17 protein-coding genes, 1 tRNA gene and 4 pseudogenes are annotated in these 20,245 nt (G+C 65.2%); 11 read left to right on the top strand and 11 right to left on the bottom strand.

The window, feature by feature from the left end:
* Positions 1-86: 86 nt before the first annotated feature.
* The 3 genes from MHZ35_RS16240 to MHZ35_RS16230 form a co-directional block, all read right to left on the bottom strand.
* Complete coding sequence (locus MHZ35_RS16240) at positions 87-848, bottom strand: TonB-dependent receptor plug domain-containing protein (protein ID WP_239436591.1); 762 nt, start codon at positions 846-848, stop codon at positions 87-89.
* 273 nt (positions 849-1,121) lie between these two features.
* Complete coding sequence (locus MHZ35_RS16235) at positions 1,122-2,138, bottom strand: LLM class flavin-dependent oxidoreductase (protein ID WP_239436590.1); 1,017 nt, start codon at positions 2,136-2,138, stop codon at positions 1,122-1,124.
* Between the two features lie 221 nt (positions 2,139-2,359).
* Entirely contained in the window at positions 2,360-3,256 is an 897-nt protein-coding gene (locus MHZ35_RS16230) for a LysR family transcriptional regulator (RefSeq protein WP_239436589.1), read from the bottom strand.
* A 93-nt stretch (positions 3,257-3,349) separates the two neighbouring features.
* Between MHZ35_RS16230 and MHZ35_RS16225 the strand changes: the two genes are divergently transcribed.
* Positions 3,350-4,207, top strand: coding sequence for an aldo/keto reductase family oxidoreductase (locus tag MHZ35_RS16225; protein WP_239436588.1), 858 nt, complete (start codon positions 3,350-3,352; stop codon positions 4,205-4,207).
* Positions 4,208-4,310: 103 nt separating this feature from the next.
* Here the strand turns inward: MHZ35_RS16225 and MHZ35_RS16220 are convergent, their stop codons facing one another.
* Entirely contained in the window at positions 4,311-5,240 is a 930-nt protein-coding gene (locus tag MHZ35_RS16220; protein WP_239436587.1) for a LysR family transcriptional regulator, read from the bottom strand.
* 106 nt (positions 5,241-5,346) lie between these two features.
* Here MHZ35_RS16220 and MHZ35_RS16215 point away from each other — a divergent pair, with 106 nt between their 5' ends.
* Together MHZ35_RS16215 and MHZ35_RS18210 are read left to right on the top strand one after the other, a co-directional pair.
* The gene (locus tag MHZ35_RS16215) at positions 5,347-6,213 is read left to right on the top strand and encodes an SDR family oxidoreductase (protein WP_239436586.1); all 867 of its coding nucleotides are present in this window, start codon (positions 5,347-5,349) and stop codon (positions 6,211-6,213) included.
* A gap of 383 nt (positions 6,214-6,596) precedes the next feature.
* Positions 6,597-6,845: pseudogene (locus MHZ35_RS18210) on the top strand (class I SAM-dependent methyltransferase); the annotation flags it as partial.
* A gap of 21 nt (positions 6,846-6,866) precedes the next feature.
* Here the strand turns inward: MHZ35_RS18210 and MHZ35_RS16205 are convergent.
* Positions 6,867-7,772: pseudogene (locus tag MHZ35_RS16205) on the bottom strand (alkaline phosphatase D family protein); the annotation flags it as partial.
* A complete protein-coding gene (locus tag MHZ35_RS16200; RefSeq protein WP_239436585.1) occupies positions 7,729-8,283 on the bottom strand; it encodes an RNA polymerase sigma factor in 555 nt (184 codons plus the stop codon). The pseudogene MHZ35_RS16205 and the gene MHZ35_RS16200, both read right to left, overlap by 44 nt.
* 343 nt (positions 8,284-8,626) lie before the next feature.
* Between MHZ35_RS16200 and MHZ35_RS16195 the strand changes: the two genes are divergently transcribed.
* The 3 genes from MHZ35_RS16195 to MHZ35_RS16185 all read left to right on the top strand — a co-directional run bounded on the left by MHZ35_RS16195 (position 8,627) and on the right by MHZ35_RS16185 (position 13,212).
* Complete coding sequence (locus tag MHZ35_RS16195; protein WP_239436584.1) at positions 8,627-9,163, top strand: RNA polymerase sigma factor; 537 nt, start codon at positions 8,627-8,629, stop codon at positions 9,161-9,163.
* Complete coding sequence (locus tag MHZ35_RS16190) at positions 9,160-10,092, top strand: FecR family protein (protein WP_239436583.1); 933 nt, start codon at positions 9,160-9,162, stop codon at positions 10,090-10,092. The genes MHZ35_RS16195 and MHZ35_RS16190 overlap by 4 nt, the downstream gene beginning before the upstream one ends.
* A 111-nt stretch (positions 10,093-10,203) precedes the next feature.
* Complete coding sequence (locus MHZ35_RS16185; protein WP_239436582.1) at positions 10,204-13,212, top strand: TonB-dependent receptor; 3,009 nt, start codon at positions 10,204-10,206, stop codon at positions 13,210-13,212.
* 65 nt (positions 13,213-13,277) lie between these two features.
* Here the strand turns inward: MHZ35_RS16185 and MHZ35_RS16180 are convergent, their stop codons facing one another.
* The 3 genes from MHZ35_RS16180 to MHZ35_RS16170 all read right to left on the bottom strand — a co-directional run bounded on the left by MHZ35_RS16180 (position 13,278) and on the right by MHZ35_RS16170 (position 16,214).
* Positions 13,278-13,889: a hypothetical protein gene (locus MHZ35_RS16180; protein ID WP_239436581.1), complete on the bottom strand. Its 612-nt coding sequence runs from the start codon at positions 13,887-13,889 to the stop codon at positions 13,278-13,280.
* On the bottom strand, positions 13,862-14,719 hold the full coding sequence (locus MHZ35_RS16175; RefSeq protein ID WP_239436580.1) for an NPP1 family protein: 858 nt from the start codon (positions 14,717-14,719) through the stop codon (positions 13,862-13,864). The genes MHZ35_RS16180 and MHZ35_RS16175 overlap by 28 nt, the downstream gene beginning before the upstream one ends.
* Positions 14,720-15,305: 586 nt before the next feature.
* Positions 15,306-16,214 carry a LysR family transcriptional regulator gene (locus MHZ35_RS16170; protein ID WP_125961716.1) on the bottom strand — a complete coding sequence of 303 codons (909 nt, stop codon included), beginning with the start codon at positions 16,212-16,214 and terminating at the stop codon, positions 15,306-15,308.
* 114 nt (positions 16,215-16,328) lie between these two features.
* Here MHZ35_RS16170 and MHZ35_RS16165 point away from each other — a divergent pair, with 114 nt between their 5' ends.
* The 3 genes and pseudogenes from MHZ35_RS16165 to MHZ35_RS16155 form a co-directional block, all read left to right on the top strand.
* On the top strand, positions 16,329-17,129 hold the full coding sequence (locus tag MHZ35_RS16165) for a type 1 glutamine amidotransferase domain-containing protein (protein WP_239436579.1): 801 nt from the start codon (positions 16,329-16,331) through the stop codon (positions 17,127-17,129).
* Between the two features lie 71 nt (positions 17,130-17,200).
* A complete protein-coding gene (locus tag MHZ35_RS16160) occupies positions 17,201-17,497 on the top strand; it encodes a putative quinol monooxygenase (RefSeq protein WP_239436578.1) in 297 nt (98 codons plus the stop codon).
* A 66-nt stretch (positions 17,498-17,563) separates the two neighbouring features.
* Positions 17,564-17,821: pseudogene (locus MHZ35_RS16155) on the top strand (IS5/IS1182 family transposase); the annotation flags it as partial.
* Between the two features lie 214 nt (positions 17,822-18,035).
* On the opposite strand, the gene MHZ35_RS16150 reads toward MHZ35_RS16155, so the two are convergent.
* Positions 18,036-18,125 (bottom strand) — tRNA-Ser (locus tag MHZ35_RS16150).
* 140 nt (positions 18,126-18,265) lie between these two features.
* On the opposite strand from MHZ35_RS16150, the gene hspQ reads away from it, so the two are divergent.
* Both hspQ and MHZ35_RS16135 read left to right on the top strand, forming a co-directional pair.
* Positions 18,266-18,637, top strand: a complete 372-nt coding sequence (gene hspQ, locus MHZ35_RS16145; protein ID WP_239436577.1) for a heat shock protein HspQ — start codon at positions 18,266-18,268, stop codon at positions 18,635-18,637.
* 769 nt (positions 18,638-19,406) lie between these two features.
* Positions 19,407-19,841 (top strand): thermonuclease family protein, encoded by a 435-nt coding sequence (locus MHZ35_RS16135; RefSeq protein ID WP_239436575.1) that lies wholly within the window; start codon positions 19,407-19,409, stop codon positions 19,839-19,841.
* A 42-nt stretch (positions 19,842-19,883) separates the two neighbouring features.
* Here the strand turns inward: MHZ35_RS16135 and MHZ35_RS16130 are convergent.
* Positions 19,884-20,150: pseudogene (locus MHZ35_RS16130) on the bottom strand (MucR family transcriptional regulator); the annotation flags it as partial.
* Between the last annotated feature and the right edge of the window lie 95 nt (positions 20,151-20,245).

Below are 20,245 nucleotides of genomic sequence, written 5' to 3'. Positions count from 1 at the left end.
CGGGCGATTTTACATTGGAGGATCTGGGCTTCATCTTCGTTCCTTCGTCACTACGACGAAGCCCAGATCCTCCTTAAATCACAACCTCAAATCTGTGCCATTGGTGCTGACGGCGGACACGTCTGGGGGCGGCGCTGGGTGTAAGAGGCGCCGAGAGTCAGGCCCAGCCTTCCATCGAGGAAGGTGTCGGCGAACAACCCCGATATCCGCGGCGAGAGCTTGCCTGAATTGCTCTCGTGCTCGGCTTGCGCGGACAGCGTCAGCACCCTCTTCCTCAGATCCAACGCCCGCGGCGTCCGGACATTGACGGTGCCCGCCAGCCCTCCGTCCTCAAGATCTGCGGTGGGCGACTTGTACACTTCCAGCGTGCGCACGAACTCCGGCGCGAGTGCGGAGAAGTCGAACGAGCGCGAGACGCCCGCAAACAGGTCGTTGAGCGCGTTGGGCACGGCACGGCCATTGAGCGTCACCAGCGTAAAGGTGTCGGGAAGCCCGCGAATGTTGACGCTGCGACCCTCGCCGCGGGTTCGGTTGATCTGCACGCCGCTGATCCGTTGCACCGACTCCGCCACGTTGACGTCGGGGAAGCGGCCGATGTCCTCGGCACTGATCACGTCGACGATGCTGTCGGCGTCACGCTTGATCCGCACGGCCTGCTCGATGCCGCTGCGGATACCGGTCACCACGATATCCTGCCCATCCCCGCCCTCGGTATCGGCGAGCGGCTGCTCCGCATCTGGCGTCAATGACGTGTCGACGGTCGCCGTCTGCGCCACGGCTGCAACAGGCATTCCCAGAAGCAACGATGCGACAGCACCGGAAACCCGCGTCCATTCAGCAGTCATCATCGCTCCCTGCAGTTCGTCTTCTTCTATTCTCCTATCAATCTAGTGGGAATAACGAGATAGCTTTGCTTGCGTCGAGAACACCTGCGGTTGTCAGGGCGGCCAATGTCCCTGCGCTAGGCATTCAGGCGCAGCGGGCGGGTGGGACGTCCCTCGTCGGCGAGCTGAACCGGTGCATCAGCATTCGCTGTCCTCAGGAAGGACAGGTAAGATCGCGCAGAGGCTCGGTTTCCGAACAACGGTGGCAGCGCACCCGCGAGGATTGCCGGTGGCGCCTCAGCGCCAGCCGAGCGCGGGTGCGACGTGCGTCAGGATGGCATCAAGCACATGGGCGTTATAATCCACGCCAAGCTGGTTCGGAATCGTGAGCAGCAGCGTATCGGCTTCGGCGATGCCCTCGTCCGCCCGCAGTTGGGCGATCAACTGTTCGGGTTCGGCGGCGTAGGAACGGCCGAACACCGCGCGCATATTGTCGATCACTCCGATCTGGTCGCTGCTGCTGCCCCGCCCGAAATAAGCACGGTCGCGGTCGTTCATGAGCGGGAAGATCGAGCGCGAGACGGAAACACGCGGCTGCCAATCGTGCCCTGCTTCCTTCCATGCCTGACGGTAGAGCCGGATCTGCTTGGCCTGTTGTACGTGAAGTGGCTCACCACTCTCGTCCGCCTTCAGGGTCGAGCTCTGCAGGTTCATGCCGCGCTGCGCAGCCCAGATCGCGGTGGCGTTCGACGCCGATCCCCACCAAATGCGCCGACGCAGGCCCGGCGCATGCGGTTCCACCCGCAACAAGCCTGGTGGATTGGGAAACATCGGGTTGGGACTCGGCTCCGCGAAGCCCTCACCTCGCAGCAGATCGAGCAGAACCTCCGCATGCCTCCGGCCCATTTCGGCGTCGCTCTCCCCCTCCCTGGGCGCATAGCCAAAGTGGCGCCAGCCCTCGATCACCTGTTCGGGCGAGCCGCGACTGATGCCGAGTTGCAGCCGACCGCGGCTGATCAGGTCGGCGGATCCGGCGTCCTCCGCCATGTAGAACGGATTTTCATACCGCATATCGATGACACCCGTGCCAATCTCGATCCGGCTGGTTCTGGCGCCCACGGCCGCCAGCAGTGGGAAAGGCGATGCCAACTGCTGCGCGAAATGGTGAACGCGAAAGTACGCACCGTCTGCGCCGAGTTCTTCCGCGGCAACAGCAAGATCGATCGACTGCAGAAGCACGTCTGAGGCGGATCGGGTTGCGGACTGCGCAGAGGCCGACCAATGGCCGAACGAAAGGAACCCGATCTTTTTCATGATGCACTCCCGTTGAATGGATGCCGCCGGCCGCGGCAATCAGCCTCGCCACCTTCTACATAGGATGCGTCGGGCTTGGCTTCGCGGCGGCACAGGGAAACGCATCTTTTCCGCCCCACGACGGGGCTAAAAGACCCACAAACCGCCATTCAGACGCACAAAGCCGCTCTCCAGGAGCGGACATCTGTTCATTTGGTCGGGCATTCACCGACGGCTGCGTCCTAGCTGCGAATGAAGTCGACAAACGCGCGTAGCGGCGGCGGCACCAGACGGCGGCCCGAATAATAGAGGAACGGTCCCGAGAATGCCTGCCACCACTCCGGCAGTACCGGTTGCAACGCTCCGCTATCGATCGCCGGTCGCAGCCAGTCTTCGAACAGAGAGACGATCCCGCCGCCTCCGATCGCCACGTCGACCAGCAGATCCGCCGCGCCCGTGACGCTGGCGATCAACGGGCCCTGCGGCTCAACTCGCACGATCTCGCCTTTGCGCTCGAACTCCCATGGACTCGTCAGCGCGCCGCTGGTGAACCTGCCGCGCAGACAGGCATGCTTGAGCAGGTCGCGCGGATGGCTTGGGCGACCATGCGCGTCCAGATACGCCGGTGACGCGGCGGTTGCGAAGCGCTGCACGCGCGGTCCGATCGGTACCGCGATCATGTCCTGCTCCAGCCGCTCGTCATATCGGATACCCGCGTCGCAGCCCGATGCCACCACGTCGACGAAGCCGTCTTCGGCGATGATCTCGACCTGGATGTCGGGATAGGCAGCGAGGAAGCCGGGCAGGATTGCCGGCAGCACCAGCCGCGCCGCGCTCACCGGTACGTTCAGGCGCAGTGTCCCCGCCGGCCGCTCGCGGAACAGGTTTACCACCTCGAGCGCCGCCTCCACCTCGTCCAAAGCAGGCGTAAGACGCTCGATCAGCCGGGTGCCTACCTCCGTCGGCGTGACGCTGCGCGTCGTGCGGTGGAGCAGGCGGACGCCTAGCTGCGCTTCCAGGCGCCGGACCGCTTCGCTGAGCGTCGAAGCGCTCGATCCGACCGCACGGGCGGCATCGCGGAACCCGCGCGCCCGCGCAACCGCAAGGAAGGCGTTGAGGTCGGCAAGGTCGGCTTTCATCGTTCGGTTTTCCGTACAGCCCGTGCGGATGACTCCGACTTATCCGCACGATCCGCAAGCCGTATCTCGGTTCCAGCACACAGGAGACCGACAATGATCGACAAGGCAGGTACTTTCCCGCTGGCCGGGCGCAGCGTGAAGCGGATGGGCTATGGCGCGATGCAGCTCGCCGGACCCGGCGTGTTCGGTCCGCCGCGCGATCTCGACCAGGCGCTGGCGGTGCTTCGTGCCGCCATCGCGGCGGGCGTGAACCACATCGATACGAGCGACTTCTACGGCCCGCACATTACCAACCGGCTGATCCGCGAGGCGCTGTCACCCTACCCGGACGACCTGTTGATCGTCACCAAGATTGGCGCGCGCCGCGGCGAGGATGCGGCGTGGCTGCCGGCGTTCGAACCGGACGAGCTCGCGCGCGCCGTCGAGGACAATCTGACGAACCTCGGGCTGGAGGCGCTCGACGTCGTCAACCTGCGCCTGATGTTCGATGTGCACGGCCCGGCCGAAGGATCGCTGGCTGCTCCGCTGAAGGCGATTGCAGATCTGCAACGCCAGGGGCTGGTGCGGCATATCGGTCTCAGCAACGTGACGCCCGCGCAGTTCGAAGAGGCACGCGGGATTGCCAGGATTGTATGCGTTCAGAACCAGTACAACCTCGCCCATCGCCAGGACGATGCCCTCATCGACATGCTGGCGACCGAGGGCGTCGCCTATGTCCCCTTCTTTCCACTTGGCGGATTTAACCCGCTCCAGTCGTTGGCGCTTTTCCATGTTGCGGAACGGCTGAGCGCGACGCCTATGCAGGTGGCGCTTGCCTGGCTCTTGCAACGCGCGCCCAACATCCTGCTCATCCCCGGCACCTCGTCGGTGGCGCACCTGCACGAGAACCTTATCGCGGCATCGCTGACGCTGCCCGACGACGCCGTCGCCGAACTCAACGCCATCGGCTGACACAGGAGGGCGCAGTAGCACACTGCTGCGCCCTGAATCGCCTTGGCATCCGCAAAGGCGACATCCGCAGCGGAAGCTCGACTATCCGACATCGGCCGCTCGTTCATGTCGGCGGCAAAGGCTGCGCCTCCCCGAAGTCCCGTCCCCGGCCTTCAACAAAGGCGGCGAGCTCCTCCGGCGCCCCCGCGGGGAACGACCGGCGCAGGAACTCGAGGAACGCCGCTACCCTGGCATTGAGGAGCCTGCGGCTCGGATAGAGGGCCCAAAGCGCGATGTCGGATCCCGCCACGTCACCCCAGTGCGCAAGCCGGCCGTCGGCGATATCTCGGCCGACAAGCGACAGCGGCAGGCGAGCTGCCCCGCCCCCGGCGAGAACCGCGTCGCGGATCATCACCATCGAGGACAGACGCATGACCGGGTCGACTTTCAACTCCGCCGGTCCGTCCGCTGCGCGCACCGACCAGATCGCCGCGGCATCGCCTCCGCGGACCACGACTGGCGCGGCCGCGTCGGTCGGTCGCGGCACCTCCGGAGCAGCCACCACCACCAGTCGATCGTGCAGGAACGGGCGGCCGACCAGCGCCTCGTCGGCCGCGGGATCGACGCGGATCACGAGGTCGTAGCCCTCCTCGATCATATCGACCGCCCGGTCGTCTGTCGTAACCTCAAGGCGCACCTCGGGGTGCTGCCGCACGAAGTCGGCCGCCAGCCGCCCCATCGCCAGCTGTCCGAACAGCAGCGGCACGCTGATCCGCAGCCGCCCCCGCACCCGCTCGCTCCCCGATGCGATCGCTGCGGCGGTTTCCTCCAGCTCGCTCAGCAACGCGCCGGCGCGTTCGAACAGGGCGCGCCCCTCCTCCGTCAGCTTGAGGTCGCGTCGACTCCGCTCGAACAGGCGCAGGTCGAGCGCCGCCTCCAACTCGGCCACGCGCCGCGACAAGGTGGCCTTGGGCCGGCGCGCGGCGCGCGCCGCTTTGCCAAAGCCGCCGTGGCGGGCGACGAGTGTGAAGTCGGCGAGCGCAAGCAGGTCCATGTCGTTCCACCAGTGAGACGCTGCGTCCAGATTGCGCGCCTAGTTGCGCGTCCATGGATCACGCATCTTCGCCTCGTCAGCAAGACCCAGCGAAGGAGCGAATGCCATGACCATTCTCGTAATCGGAGCCACCGGCCGCGTCGGTCGCCACGTCGTCGACCAGCTTGTCCAGCGCGACGCCGCCGTGCGTGTGCTCACCCGCGATCCCGCCAAGGCGTCCTTTCCTGCCAGCGTCGAGGTGGCGCAGGGCGAGCTGCTCGACATCGATGCCGTGCGTTCCGCCTTCGTCGGTGTCCGCACGCTGTTCCTCCTCAATGCCGTCACCGGCGACGAGTTCACCCAGGCGATCGTCACGCTCAATCTGGCGCGCGAAGCCGGGATCAAGCGCGTGGTCTACCTGTCGGTGTTCGACGCCGATCGCGCCGTCAACGTGCCGCATTTCGCGGTGAAGTACGGCGCCGAGCGGATGCTGGAGGCGATGGGATTCGGCGCCACCATCCTGCGCCCGACCTATTTCATCGACAACGAGGTGATGGTGAAGGACGTGATCCTGAACCACGGGATCTACCCGATGCCGATCGGCGGCAAGGGCTTGGCGATGGTCGACGCCCGCGACATCGCCGAGATCGCCGCGGTCGAGCTGATCCGTCGCGATACCGCCGAAGCCGCGCTGCCGATCGAAACGATCAACGTCGTCGGGCCGGACACGCTGACCGGCGACGCGGTGGCCGCGATCTGGTCGGACGTGCTCGGCCGCCCGGTCGCCTATGGCGGCGACGACCCCAGCGGCTTCGAGGCGAACATGGCGACGTTCATGCCGAAATGGACCGCCTACGAAATGCGGCTGATGGCCGAGCGCTACGTCAGCGACGGCATGATCCCGGAAGCCCGCGACGTCGACCGCCTGACGGCACTGCTGGGCCGCCCGCTTCACAACTACCGCGAGGCCGCGGCTCGAATTGCCGGCGCCTAGTTTCCATGAGGCGTCCACCTGTTGCTGGGATCGTCCGGCAACAGGTGGACCCATAGTCGGCCATTCAGTGCCTCCGTTCGCGTCCCCAACATCTGCCATCCGTTCAGGAGAGCTCAGTCGGTGGTGACAAATGGCTGCTTCGGTCGTTCGGATTGCGCAGTTGAGCGTCCGTGTTTGGGGCGGAAGCCGACGGGCAGCTTAGCGAGCGCAAAGGCCCACATGCGGTCGTTCAGAGGCACTCGTCCGCTGCTTACAAGCGGACGCTGGTTCATCTGACTGACTAGGCTTTTGCACGATGAGGCTGTTCAGGGCCTCAAAAGGGCTTTTTACGCTCAGAAGATCACGGGCGTGACGCGACATCTGCTCGGAGAACGGCCTTTATGATGAAGGAAAAAAACGTGCCGCGCGCGATTCCCCGTATCGTCGATGTCTATCAGCGTCACGGCGCCGCCTGGGCGGCCCTGCGCGGCACCGCTCTCGTGGAGGCAGTGTGGCTGGACCAGTTCGGCGCGCTCTTGCCCGCGGGCGGTGCGGTGCTGGACCTGGGCTGCGGTGCGGGCGTGCCGCTCGCTCGCGAGTTGGTGCGGCGAGGCTATGCGGTCACCGGGCTGGACGTAACACCCACCATGCTGGCGCTGTCCGTCTCCGCCCGAGGTAGCGGACGTCGTCAGGAACTCGGCGCCCAACACAGGGCCGTCCTTCTGGCGGAGGTTGCCGGCGAAATGCTGGTGCGCGTCCCCGGTCAGCACGATTAGGTTGCGCACCCGCTGATCCGCAATGTGACCGAGCAGACGCTCCCGTGCCGCCGGATAGCCGCCCCAGGTATCCATGCTGAAGATCGGCTCGCGCGCGCCCGGCGCGTTCCCCAGGTCGAGATCCATCATCAGCACCTGCTGTGCGAGCAGGTTCCAGCGACTTTCCGATCTCGCTAGGCCTTGCGCCAGCCAGCGCTCTTGCTCCGCTCCGAGCAGGGTGCGCGCAGGATCGCGCGCCATGTCGCAGAGCGCCTTGTCGCCGTCGCCACAAGCCTGATCGGAGCGATACTGGCGCGTGTCGAGGAAGTGCGCGTCCAGCAGCCTGCCCCAGCTGGCATGACGGTGCATGCGCAACCCTCCAGCCCTCGGAAAGGCCGAGCGGCGGACCGGCATGTGCTCGTACCAGGCCTGCAGCGCAGCCGCGCGACGCAGCAGGAAGATCTCCGGCGGCGTGCCGCTTTCGTCACGATCGGCAGCCCAATTGTTCTCGATCTCGTGATCGTCGAACGTCACGAACCAGGCGCAGGCTGCGTGTGCGCGCTGAAGGTCGGGATCGGTCTTCACCTGCGCATAGCGGAGACGATAGTCGGCGAGGCTGTAGGTCTCCCCGCCGAGATGGCGGCGGACGGGGCTGAACGGCCGCCCGCGCAGCATGCGCAGCGGCGGCGCAGGCGCATATTCGTAAATATAGTCGCCATAGTGGAACAGGAAGTCGAGCTCCTGATCGGCAAGGGCGGCAAAGGCGTGGAACCAGCCTTCCTCATAATGCTGGCATCCCGCGACGCCGAAGCGCAGCTGCTGCACGTCCGCGGTCGGCGCGGGCGCGGTGGCAGCACGCCCGATGAAGCTGCGCTCCCCGAACGCGCCAAAGCGGTATGTCCGCGGCTGCCCGCGCGATATGCTTCTCCACCGCGCTTTGGCTGATGCCGAGCGCAGCCGCAATCTCGCGGTACTTCATACCATCCAGGCGGTGCATCAGGAATATCTCGCGTGTCCGCCCGGGCAAGCGCTCTATACCGCTTCGAACGCGCGCAAGCCGTTGCCGCATCTCGGCATGCTCGTCGGGCAGCGGACGGGGATCGCCGACCTGGAAGGCGTTGGCGTCCAGTGCGGCCGGAGTCGCAGGATGCCGCGCTCGGCGCGCATCGTCGCACGCCTGGTTTCTGGCCGACCGGACCAGAAACGCCTCCAGGTTGCACACCGTATCCGTTCCGCGGTCCAGCGTACGCACCAGCGCCTCTTGCAGCAGGTCCTCCGCATCGGCGCGACCGGTGATCCGCGCGATCTGCTGGCGCAGCCGCTCAAACGTTCCCATCGAGGAAAGCAATGACAGATGTCTCCACGGCCGACGTCAGCGCCCGATAGGAGCAGCAAACGACGGTTGCATGACACTCCCAAAGCTTGGTCTCATGGGCCGCTTGAGAAGGCGGCCATCGCCACGGAAAGCTTGCCTCGGAAGCCGGCCTTGGGCGGTCCTGACGCCGAGTGGTTGGTAAAACTCCTGGCACGCAAGTGGAACTGGGCCGCCAGCTGAGGAGCAGCTGTCACGGGAACTTCATGCGGCCGGCATAATCGCTGTGCAGCCATCTTTGGCCGGGGGGCAATGATGCTGCGCGCCTGATCGGCGGACGCGGCCTTTGTGGTGGAGGGTCGACGTCATGATCGAAGTGACGGCTATCGGCGAACGGCCGGCCGCTGCCGTGCACGATGCGGAAATGCGGCGTGCCTTGCACCGCTTCGTCTCGCAGCGGCTTCGTGACCAGGTCGAGGGCGAGGACATCGTCCAAGAAACGTATCTCCGCCTCTACGACTATCGCCGCACGCGCCCGATCGCGGACGCGGCCGCGTTCTGCTTCGCCGTGGCGCGCAACCTGGTGCACGACCATTTCCGCCGTCAGCGGGCGCACCCGCCGGTCGCCGAGCTGGGGGAAGAGATCGCCTGTCCGTTGCCGCGGGCCGAGGAGGTGCTGGACTACCGGCAGCGCGTGGAGATTCTGGTCCGCGCGCTCAAGGTCATGCCCCCGCTGCGGCGAGAGATCTTTCTGAGGCGCCGCCTGGACGGGGTGCCGAGTGCCGTGGTGGCGGCCGATCTCGGCATGCGCCAGGCTTCGGTCGAGAAGCACTGCACGCGCGCGCTTGCCGACCTCCGGCACGCCCTGGAGCGGCGCGGCCTGTCGATCGGAGGCGAGGCATGAGTCGGCGGGAGGCGCTCCGTGAGGCGGCGCACTGGGCGATGCGCGAAGACGAGGCGGTGATTGCCGAGCCGCCGCCAAGCGCCGCGGCCGACATCCAGCGCGTCCTTGACGATCCGGCGCTGACTGCGGCCTTGTCAGAGATCGCTGCCAGCAGCCGTCTGTCCGATGAGGAGGTCCGCCGGATGCGCGCGCGTGGCAAGCGGGCCGCCGGCGCCGGGATAGTGACGATGCTGGGGCTGGCAGTCGGCTTAGGCACCTGGCAGACGAGCCTGCCCCAGACGCCTGCCGCGGTGAACCAGCATTTTGAGACCGGGCGCGGCGAATACCGGGTCGTCGCGCTCGTCGATGGGACGAAGGTCGAACTCAACGGCGCGACTAGCCTGGACGTCACGTTCGACGGTGGCTTGCGCACCGTGGCGATGAAACGGGGCGAGGCCCGTTTCGACGTCGCGCACGAGCCGAACCGCCCCTTCGTGGTCCGCGCAGGCGACTCCACTACCCGGGTGCTGGGAACGGCGTTCTCGGTCGATATGGCCAGCCAGGCGGTGAAGCTGGCGGTCTATCGCGGCCGCGTCCGCTTCGGCGGTGAGGCCGGCAGTGCCCGCGACGTGGTGGTGCCCGCCGGCTGGCGCTCCAGCTTTGCGCATGGTGCCGCCACCCATCCGACCCGGTTCGATGGCGTTCCGCAGGACTGGCGACGATCCTGGATCGACACCGACAACATGGTGCTTGGCGACTTGGTCGAGGAGCTCAACCGACGCGCCGGACCAGCGGTCGCGGCCCCGCCCCCGCACCTTGCCGAACTGCCGCTTTCCGGCCGGTTCAAGCTGAACGATGCGGAAGAACTGCTGGGCGCGATCGGGGAGATCTATGGATTCCGCGTCGCCCGCGAGGAGGATGGGCTGCGGCTGGTGACGGCGCAACCATGACATCGCCGACACGAAACTGACGCCGCACTGCAACAAAATTCTTTTGTCCTGATCCCATGCCGCCCTCGTCTTTGCCTCGGAGGCGCCGTTGCGCCGAGTGGAGGGAATGGAATGAAGATCTGGGGGATTTCCAAGGGCGCGCTGGCGATCGCATGCGCGGCGCCTGTGACGGCTCAGGCGCAACCGGTGGCGACACCGGCAGCCGCCGTGCGCTTCGACATCGGGGCGTCGGATCTGCGGTCAGCGCTGTCGCACTTCTCGCGCGTGACCGGAATGCAAGTGGTGGTGGCACCGGCGATGGTGTCGGGCCGTCGGACGAGCGGCGTTCGCGGCGCCTTTACCACGCGCGCGGCGCTCGACCAGCTGCTGCGCGGCACCAGCCTGGTCGCCTCGGTGCGCGGCAGCGTGGCCATTCTGAAGCCGCAGGCGAACCCGTCGGTCCCGCGGCCCATCCCGGCCGCAGCCGTGCGTCCGGCGCCAGTCGTGCAGGACAGCGCCTCCTATGTATCCGGAGCGTCGGATGAACTGTCGACCGAGGAGGTCGTCGTCACAGGCTTTCGGCAGAGCATCGCGGAGGCGCAGCAGCTCAAGCGCAACGCGGTGGGTGCCGAGGACGATATCGTCGCCACCGACATCGCCGCCTTTCCCGACCTGAACCTGGCGGAATCGCTGCAGCGTATCCCCGGCATCACCATTACCCGCGACAGCGGCGAGGGCCGGCAGATCGCGCTGCGCGGCCTGGGCGCGGACTTCACCCGCACCCAGCTCAATGGCATGGAAGTGCTGGGCAACACCGCGTCGGGGATGGACAATCGCGGCGGCGTCAGCCGTTCGCGCTCATTCGACTACAGCCTCTTCGCGTCGGAGTTGTTCAGCCGCGTCTCCGTACAGAAATCCTATTCGGCCGAGCAGGACGAAGGCGGCATCGCCGGCACGGTGCAACTCACCACCGCCAAGCCATTTGACTATGACGGTGCCAAGTTCGTGGTGTCGGCGAAGGGGCAGACCAACACCAACACCAGCGGCGTGACGCCGCGCCTGGTGGGCCTGGTGTCCGAACGTTGGGGCGATTTCGGCGCACTGTTCTCGGTCGCGTACAGCCACATCCGAAACAACGAATATGGCTACCGCAACTGGGGCTGGGGCCTCACCAAATACGCGCCGAAGAACATCGCCCCGGGCATTGATGCCGCCACGCGGGCGAACCTCTTGGCGGGCGTTTGGCAGCCGACCGCCCAGTCGCCGTCGAGCTGGTACACGGATCGTCGCCGCCTGGGCGTAACGTCCGCTTTTCAATATCATCCGGGCGACCGCTTCAAGATCGATGTCGACCTGCTCTACGGCCGGCTGTGGGATCATCGCGACGGCTATGCAATCGCCAGCGCCGGTGCCAATCCGCTGACCGGCACGTCAATCAACGGCACGCAGATCATCCAGAGCGCGGTGATCGACGACACCAACACCCTGCGCGCGGCGAGCTTCACGGGCATCGACCAGCGTTCCGAGCACCACATCGTCGAGAACCACACCGACTTCTACCAGGCGGTCGCCAATGCCGAGTGGAAGCCGACCGACCGGCTGACGATCCACGCGCTCGCCGGCTTTGAGCAGTCCGACTTCGCCCAGCCCGTGTTCGACAAGGTGTTCATGGAGGCCAAGAACATGGCCTTCAGCTATGACACGCGCCCCGACCGGCCGTTCAACACCTATGGCAAGGACCTGACCGATCCGAACAACTGGCAGTTGCAGCGGCTGGACGTCCAGGAGAACGAGATCGTCAACCGCTACACCAACGGCCAGCTTGAGGCGGCCTGGCAGCTGAACGACGCGCTGACGCTGAAGGCGGGCGGCGCGTACAAGCATTTCGTGAACAGCGGCTACACCTGGGCGAACAAGGTGTTCCACAATGTGCCCGGCCTCACCCCGATCCCGAACGACCTGAAGCAGCTGGTCGGGGTCGACACCACGATCCAGTATATCGTCGGCGACGTGGACGGCACCTATGCCTATATCGGCGACAAACGGAACCTGACCGCGGCCAACCTGCAGGCGGGCAGCGACTATCGGGTGGACGAGGAGACCTGGGCCGGGTTCGCGCAGCTGAACCTCGACACCCAGCTCGCCGGCATGCGGCTGCGCGCCAATGCGGGCGTGCGCTATTATTCGACCGACCTGACCTCGTCGGGCAATCTCGCGACCGGCGCCGGCTTTGTGCCGGTGTCGATCGAGAACAACAGCGACGGCTGGCTGCCCGCCGCCAATGTCGCACTGGACGTGGCGCGCGACGTCGTGCTGCGTGTCAGCGCCAGCCGCAACGTCAACCGGCCCGGCCTCGGTGATCTCGCCGCTGCAGGATCGATCACGACCCGCCCGAACGGCGGCTCGCTCAGCCTCGGCAACCCGTTCCTGAAGCCCTTCAAAGCGACTTCGGTCGAGGGTTCAGCCGAATGGTACATGGACAACGACGGCTTCGCGTCGGTGGCCTTCTTCTACAAAAGCATGGACAGCTTCATCACCTCGTCATCGCAGCAGATACCTTATGGCGAGACCGGGCTGCCGCTGTCGCTGCTGATCCAGGGCCAGGACGCCAGCACGCCCTATGATGTCAGCCAGCCGATCAACGGCCCCGGCGCCGACATCAAGGGGGTCGAGGTCGCGTTCCAGCACGACTTCACTTTCCTGCCCGGCGCGCTCAAGGACTTGGGGGTGGTCGTGAACGGCACCTGGTTCGATGGGGAACGGACCGCCTTTTACACCACCGGCGGCGTGACGAGCTCACGCGTGCTGCCGCTCGACAACCTATCGAAGTGGGCGTTCAACGCGACGCTCTATTACGAGAACCCGGTTTGGGGCGCCCGCATCTCCAGCGCCTATCGCGACGCCTATCTGACCGGTGCTGGCAACGCGCTCGCGAATTCGGGCGGCGGCATCAAGGCGACCAACAACGTCGACTTCCAGGCGCACGTCAACCTGCTGCCCAACGTCCGCCTGATCGCCGAGGGCATCAACCTGACCAACCAGCCGATCGAGCAATTCTCCAGCCTGCTCGATGCCGAGCGCCGGGAGGTCTATACCACCAGCGGTCGTACCTTCGCGCTCGGGGTTAGCGCGGAGTTCTGAGGCACCCGCAAGGAAGCACCGGAGGACGCCAGCGTCCTCCGGTGCCTTCGCCTGCCCCGCTCCTTCTATCGGGTTTGCGCAAGCGCCACTGCCAAGCGAATGTGGAAGAGATTGTCGCCCACCTCCTCCATCTGAACGGGACCCAAGGTCCGGTATCCGTCCGCTTGTATCCGCCGGGCGAGGCCGCCGAGCAGCATTTCCTGCCGCTTCTCCAGGAACGCCGTGTCGGTCGGCGGCGGGATCGTTGCCGTGACGCCGCAGCCCTGCGCATCGCAGCCGAACTCGACGTCCGTCAGCAGCGGATAGGCTTCGCGGACATGGCTCACGACCGTGTCTGGCGGGGTCGGCAGCGACGCTGCCGGCGCGGCCATAGCGGCTCGGGGCTGCGAAAGGCGGGGTGAAGCGGCCGTCGGGCGCTGGATCACGATCCCCTCGACCTCCGCCGGTTCCTCCTCCGGCTGCACAAACCAAATCCCTGCGACGACCAGAACCGCCGCCGCCGCCCACCCCAGCATCGGCACGCTACCGCGCTGTTCGCGATGTGCTTGCATCGAAATCCCCAAAAGCAAAGGCTGGCCGGGCGGTTGAACCGTCCGGCCAGCCGATCCGCAACGCATTCGCCGCCGCAATGCTCGCGGCGACAGTCGGCTCAGCAGATGGTCGAGCCGGCCGGGCATCCCGGCGAGTTCGGACCGGAATCGAGGTTCGGATTGAAGCCCGGCGTGATGCCGGTGTTGAGCGCGGCGGCGAGCACGCCCGCGAAGCGCGAGTCCTTGTTGTCGAAATTTGCGCCGCCGAACACGTCGCCCGATACGGCGTCGCGCACGCTGCGCGACGGATAGCCGTTCCAGCTGACCAGCGGCTGGATCACCCACCGGCCGGTGCCGTTCTCGGGCGGCTCGTCGCCGTTGTCGGTCTTGGAAAAGCGCCACAGGTGCGAAAAGCCCCAGGTTTCGTAGTGAAACACCAGCTTTACATGTTCGCCGCTCGCGTCGCTCTGGAAGCGGAGTTGGCCACCGCTGGTAGCACGAGTGTCCCAATCGCCGTGATCGCCGCGCGTGACGCCCACCACTTTGCTGTTCGTGCCCTGGTCGGTCGTCCACACGATGATGGATTCCCAGTCAAAGGCGTGGGAGAAATCCGATTGCCAGAAGTAGCTGTAGACTCGCGCGCAATAGCCGTTGTTGCAGCGCGCGCGCACGTAGACGTTGCTGGTCGCCAGATAATTGGGGTTGCGGCAGGAAGCCGGCGGACGCGTTGCATAGGTCGACGCCCCGCCGCTGACGGCGCCCGAAGCGTTCACCGCCGGAACGTTGAAGCAGACGTCGGTGTCGAAATCGACGGCCGGCTGAAACCGCTTGTCCAACGCCGTCGCCATCTCTGGCAGGGGTGCTACCGGCGCCGGCCAGCCCTGCGCCTGTGCGGCCGATGGCTGCAGCAGGGCACCAGAAGCGACGAGAGATAGAGAAAAAAGCGACGCCCCGTGAGCATCATCCAAGTTCTTCATGCAAACTCCTCCTTTGCGAGGCGTCGTACGATCACCTCAATAGAAAGAGTGCAACGCACTTGTTAAGCCGTCGTGACAATAGACTTTGGGAGTTCTTGATAACCAGTCATCCTTTAACGGATCTTGACTATGGATAATTGGACGCTATTTCGCATTTTTGACCATCAACGTAAAAACAGCGCCAGGTCATCTGGGAACACGTCGCAGGGGCAGCAATCCGCACCCCTGGAGCAAACTCGTCTAGGTTAAAGACGGACTCGCTTGACGGGATGGGACAAAAATATTTTCGGACGCACGGCTCCGCCCACCCATAATAAATCCGCGCAAATCATGCCGAGGCGGTTGCCCCTCGCTCCCGGTGGCCAAGTGTCTGAAAAGACCTAGTTTCAGCGCCCTGCACGCGTCGTCCAACTTCAGACACTTGATCCTGTGTCGAATTGACGCGCTCCGCAGGCGCACGTCGCGCGGACAGCCTGAGCGGAACTTTCCGGTTCACCCGCTTTCGCTTGTGAAAGCTATTTAGCCGCAGGCAGGCAGCAGGACTGTTGCGGCTCCCCTGGCGCCTCGTCCTATCGTTCCGTCGGAATCAGGCCACCGAAAGCTCGTTGGCCGCCACATCAGAAATGAGCGCTCGCAACCAACGGTGGGCGGGATCGTGGCGGTATCGAACATGCCAAGCCATTTCCACGGGGAAGGTTCCAAGGTCGACAGGCGGAGCCAGGACCTTGAGGCGAGGATCGTTTTCCAGCCGTCGGCAGATCAGCTTGGGGAGAGTGGCGCAGTAATCGGTCACCGCCACCATCTCCGCGACGGCGAAGAAGTTGGTTACGGAGATGGCGACGTCGCGTTTCAGCTGCTGCTGGGCCAGTGCCTGGAACAGCCCTGCGCGCATCCGGCCCGGCGGCACGACATTGACGTGCCTCAACGACTCAAACTGATCGCGCGTGATGCCGCCGCCTATGTCAGGATGATCCGCACGGACGATGCAGGCGAGCCCTTCGTCCATCACATGCTGGACGACCAGATTGTCGGGCGGATCGACAATCCGGCCGAGCACCAGAGCCGTCGTGCCGGAGACAACCCCCGTGTCCGTCAGATCGTTGCCATACGGGGTCAGGCGCAGCCTGATGCCGGGCGCCACCTGCTGAAGCCTTGCGACGATCGCCGGCACCAGCACGAACTCGGCATACCCGTTGGGCGCGATCGTCAGCAGCCGCTCCGCCTGCGCAGGATCGAACTCCTGTTGCCCGAGCACAGCGTCATCGAGCCTCGCCAGCGCCTCCGCGATCGCCGGCGCAAGATCCAGCGCGATAGCGGTCGGCTGGATGCCGTAACGCTCGCGCACGAAAAGCTGATCCTTCATCATCAGGCGCAGCCGCGCGAGCGCGTTGGACAGCGCCGGCTGCGTCATGCCGAGCCGCTCGGCGGCGCGGGTCACGCTGCGCTCTTCCATCAGGGCGATGAAGATCGGCAGCAGGTTCAGGTCATACCGCATGTGTTATAGCGTGCGCGGCATATCTTGAATGCACAAGATAAACTTCTGCAATGTCTCGTCGAGCGTCATTTTGCCCTCGTCCCGCAGCGAAGCGGGCGTGAAACGGAGGCTCACATGACCAAGGGTACAGTGCTCGTGACCGGTTCCAACGCGACCCGCATCGAGCTTCAGGGCGGCGGTTCAGCCGTGATCGGGCAATATCTCAACGAAACCGTGGTGCCGGTGCTGGCGCTGATTGATGCCGGCTACGACGTGGTGCTCGCCACGCCCCACGGGACCAAGCCGCACATCGATGTAGCGTCGGACTCGGTCGATCATTTTGGCGGCGACGAAGCTGCTTATAGCCGCGCGAAGACCTTCTTCGCCGATGATCCGACGATGAACCAGGTACGCACGCTGCGCTCGGTCGTGGAGGAAGGGCTGGACCGCTACCTCGGCCTGTTCGTGCCAGGCGGCCACGCCCCCGCCGTCGATCTAATGCAGGACGAGGACATGGGCATGATCCTGCGCCACTTCCATGAGCGCGCAAAGCCGACCGCACTCCTCTGCCACGGTCCGATCGCGGTCACCGCTGCCCTGCCGCAGGCCCGCGCCTTCCGCACCGCGCTGGTCACCGGAAACAAGGCCGAGGCGGCGGAATACGCCCGCGACTGGATCTATGCCGGCTATCGGATGACCGTTTTCTCCGCGAGCGAGGAGCACGTCGCCGAGGAGCATCTGCTTCATGGCAAACTGCCCTTCGACATGCCCGCCGCGCTTGAAGCCGCGGGTGGCGTGGTGACCACCAACCCGGTCGATTTCGAGCCGAACGTCGTTGTCGACCGCGATCTGATCACCGGCCAGAACCCGCGTTCGGACCACCGGATCGCCGCCGCCCTGGTGGAAGCGCTCGATCGCCAGCGCACGGGCGCGTGAACACGCGCCCGACCGGCGGAGCGCTTCGACCGCGCTCCGCCGGAGCGACCCCACTGACAAGGAGCAATTCAATGTCCACTCACGTCAAGATCATGGCCACCCTCGTCCCCAAGCCGGGCAAGGCGGAGGAACTGCGCACCCTCCTCGACGAGATGATCGGGCCGAGCCGCGCCGAGCCCGGAAACCTGCGATATGACCTGTGGCAGGATCAGGTCGTTCCCGCGCGCTTCGTCCTCGACGAGCTCTACGCCGATGCCGATGCCGTTGCCGCGCACCGGGCGACGCCGCACTTCCAACGCTACCTGTCGGTCATCAACGACCTCGCCGAGCGCACGTCCGCGGTGCTCACCCCCATTCAGGTCGCCTGAGGTGCCCTTGGGTGCTGAGGTCCGGTGCGCCTTGGCCGCGACTGCCAGGGCGCTACGGCCCCGCGCACCATCGCGCCCGCTGACGAGGCTTACAATGCCGACCGCATCCGCGGACTGATCCAAGACCGCGGCACCACGCCCAACATACCGGCCAAGAGCAATCGGCGCTTGGAAGCGGCGCTTCAGCAAGCGGTTTTATCGCCAGCGCAACCTGATCGAGAGGTTCTTCTCCAAGCTGAAGCACTTCCGCCGCGTCGCCACCGCTGCGACGAGCTCGCAGCCGACTTCCTCGCCATGGTCCAGCTCGCCTCAACGCGACTGTGACTCCGGAACTTATGAGTCTACGCCAAGAGCGAGGCTCTGGCACAGCCGAAGGAACGAAAACTCTGTAGTCGGGCGATCGACAGACCCACGCTGATGATGAGCTTTGGCTTCAGATGCCAAGCGTTCGCCGCCGCCTAGAGCCGCTACGAAAGTGGGGCATGGCTTGGGCAGCACCGCTGCCAAATCCAATAAGTCGCTGAAAAACAAAAAGCTCTGGCGGAGAGGGAGGGATTCGAACCCTCGGAACCCTTGCGGGCTCAACGGTTTTCGAGACCGCCCCGATCGACCACTCCGGCACCTCTCCGCAGAGGTTTGGCGCGATCCGTTCCTGAGAAGGAACGGCGCGCCGGTCAGCGAGCGGTCGCCGTTAGGCCAAAGCGTTCGGGAGTGCAAGCGCCTCCTTGTGCCTTTTTCTCCCGGGACTAGATATTGTGCATGATCGAAATGTCCGAGCCCCGGAACCTGCTCGATGCGCCGGTGGCGATGCCGCCCGTTGCGCATGCCCGTTTCTCCATCGGCGACGTGGTGCGCCACCGCCTGTTCGACTTCCGCGGCGTGGTCTTCGATGTCGACCCCGTCTTCGCCAACAGCGACGAATGGTATGAGGCGATCCCGGAAGAGATCCGCCCGCGCAAGGACCAACCCTTCTACCACCTGCTCGCCGAAAATGCGGAGGCGAGCTACATCGCCTATGTGAGCCAGCAGAACCTGGTGGTCGACGAGAGCGACGAGCCGGTCGAGCACCCCGCCATCGAGGGCCTGTTCGACGTCTATTCGGAAGGTCGCTACCGGCTGCGCCGCGAACACCGGCACTGAGAGCCGATGGCGCCGGAGCCTTCAAGGAGGCGTGCCGGTTTCCTGCAATGTCTCGGGTGGCGTGCCGCCCGGCGATCCGGCGGCGAAAGGGGTGGTGGAGCTGAGGGGAATCGAACCCCTGACCTCTGCAGTGCGATTGCAGCTAACGGTGCGTCAGCAGAGAGGAAACACCCACCTAAAACGGCCGACGGGGCGGAACGACTAAGGAACATCCGGCAATTTGCGGTCCCAGTGCGGTCCCAGATTTGCAACCTCAATGCGCTGGCGCTGGAGACGGAACGTTTATCCCCTCCCCCTTCTGATTGTTCTTGGCGGCGAAGCTGGCAATCGGGGCATCCTAGACATGGATGAGCGGCCCGCGTGTCCTAGGCTGTCACAGTGGCGCTAATGGAACCGGTGGGACGCGCCCACCGGTCCCGGTCTTCGTTGGCCTGCCGCGTCAGTTGACGGTGTTTGCCACCGTGTCCCCAACAGATTCGACGTCTCTCCCAGCACCATCGACGGTGTTGCAGGCTGCCACCATGACGCTGCCGGAAATGAGTAGCAAAGTAAGGACTCTACGTGCCATGATCTTAGCTCCTTTTTGCGAGCGTCGATCCAGGTGGGCGCTCGCTTGTTGATGCGGCGGCATCCCGCCGGTTCTCAACGCTCCAGCTCACGTTCAGGCCCATGACGGTGGTAACTTCGACAGCAGTATCGGCCGAGCAATAGAGCTTACCAAACTGTGCTAACGGTGGACGACGCGAATCCAGCCAGCTAGCGGGCCGCCATGCTCCTTCTCGCTGTGCTCGCGACCTCCATCACCCCTGCCGGACAAACTTTCACCTGCACACCTACCCGAGTCTGGGATGGCGACGGCCCAGTCTGGTGCAAAGAGGGTCCGAGACTCCGTTTGGCGGGTATTGCCGCGCGGGAGTCGGACGGGACGTGTCGTAGCAACCAGCCTTGCCCGCGCGCCTCGGCGGAGCGGGCCCGGGACGCCTTGGTGCAACTCCTTGGGACGCCCACGGGCAAGAGCAAGCAGGGGCATGTTCTGGTCCGCGGGCCGGCGCTACGGTGCACCTCGACCGGGCCAGCCGTTGGCAGCAGGACGGGCGCCTGGTGCGTTTCACCGTCCGCGGGCGATATTTCCTGCGCGATGGTTGCCACCGGGACGGTGCTGCGCTGGCCCCGGTATTGGAAGGGACATCAGTGCAGACGCTGATTAAACCCGGGCAGCAGATCAGACCTTCTTGCGCAACTCGGACAGGCCCATCCGTATTGCGATCTGCCGCCGAGCGGTAGAGTAGTTTTCCGCAACCATCGGGTACGTGGGCTCCAAACGATAGCGTGTCCGGTATTCTTCCGGCGTAAGGCCGTACGCCGCCAGATGCAGGCGCAGCGACTTGTACGGCTTTCCGTCAATCATCGAGAGGATGTGGTCCTTTGACGCTAGAGACTTACTGACGGTCACGACCGGGATTTGTCCTGACGCCGTCGGTTTCGGGTGACGTGACCCCAGTCTTTCATCCAGCTGCGACCAGAGACCGACCGGTGTTGTTGCGCATGAGCGCAGGTGAAGCAACGGGCGGGGTTAACCCCGCCCGTTGCTGTTCAAGCCCGGCAGCG

The organism is Sphingomonas sp. ACRSK (genome assembly GCF_022346685.1).
GTDB lineage: Bacteria > Pseudomonadota > Alphaproteobacteria > Sphingomonadales > Sphingomonadaceae > Sphingomonas > Sphingomonas molluscorum.
Note: the sequence above shows the minus strand (reverse complement) of the source record. Positions and strands in the feature narration are given on the sequence as shown.

Bases quoted from the DNA above. Each gene is read 5' to 3' on its own strand.
- MHZ35_RS16240 (WP_239436591.1), bottom strand. From the start codon at position 848: ATGATGACTGCTGAATGGACGCGGGTTTCCGGTGCTGTCGCATCGTTG.
- MHZ35_RS16235 (WP_239436590.1), bottom strand. From the start codon at position 2,138: ATGAAAAAGATCGGGTTCCTTTCGTTCGGCCATTGGTCGGCCTCTGCG.
- MHZ35_RS16230 (WP_239436589.1), bottom strand. From the start codon at position 3,256: ATGAAAGCCGACCTTGCCGACCTCAACGCCTTCCTTGCGGTTGCGCGG.
- MHZ35_RS16225 (WP_239436588.1), top strand. From the start codon at position 3,350: ATGATCGACAAGGCAGGTACTTTCCCGCTGGCCGGGCGCAGCGTGAAG.
- MHZ35_RS16220 (WP_239436587.1), bottom strand. From the start codon at position 5,240: ATGGACCTGCTTGCGCTCGCCGACTTCACACTCGTCGCCCGCCACGGC.
- MHZ35_RS16215 (WP_239436586.1), top strand. From the start codon at position 5,347: ATGACCATTCTCGTAATCGGAGCCACCGGCCGCGTCGGTCGCCACGTC.
- MHZ35_RS16200 (WP_239436585.1), bottom strand. From the start codon at position 8,283: ATGGGAACGTTTGAGCGGCTGCGCCAGCAGATCGCGCGGATCACCGGT.
- MHZ35_RS16195 (WP_239436584.1), top strand. From the start codon at position 8,627: ATGATCGAAGTGACGGCTATCGGCGAACGGCCGGCCGCTGCCGTGCAC.
- MHZ35_RS16190 (WP_239436583.1), top strand. From the start codon at position 9,160: ATGAGTCGGCGGGAGGCGCTCCGTGAGGCGGCGCACTGGGCGATGCGC.
- MHZ35_RS16185 (WP_239436582.1), top strand. From the start codon at position 10,204: ATGAAGATCTGGGGGATTTCCAAGGGCGCGCTGGCGATCGCATGCGCG.
- MHZ35_RS16180 (WP_239436581.1), bottom strand. From the start codon at position 13,889: ATGCCCGGCCGGCTCGACCATCTGCTGAGCCGACTGTCGCCGCGAGCA.
- MHZ35_RS16175 (WP_239436580.1), bottom strand. From the start codon at position 14,719: ATGAAGAACTTGGATGATGCTCACGGGGCGTCGCTTTTTTCTCTATCT.
- MHZ35_RS16170 (WP_125961716.1), bottom strand. From the start codon at position 16,214: ATGCGGTATGACCTGAACCTGCTGCCGATCTTCATCGCCCTGATGGAA.
- MHZ35_RS16165 (WP_239436579.1), top strand. From the start codon at position 16,329: ATGACCAAGGGTACAGTGCTCGTGACCGGTTCCAACGCGACCCGCATC.
- MHZ35_RS16160 (WP_239436578.1), top strand. From the start codon at position 17,201: ATGTCCACTCACGTCAAGATCATGGCCACCCTCGTCCCCAAGCCGGGC.
- hspQ (WP_239436577.1), top strand. From the start codon at position 18,266: ATGTCCGAGCCCCGGAACCTGCTCGATGCGCCGGTGGCGATGCCGCCC.
- MHZ35_RS16135 (WP_239436575.1), top strand. From the start codon at position 19,407: ATGCTCCTTCTCGCTGTGCTCGCGACCTCCATCACCCCTGCCGGACAA.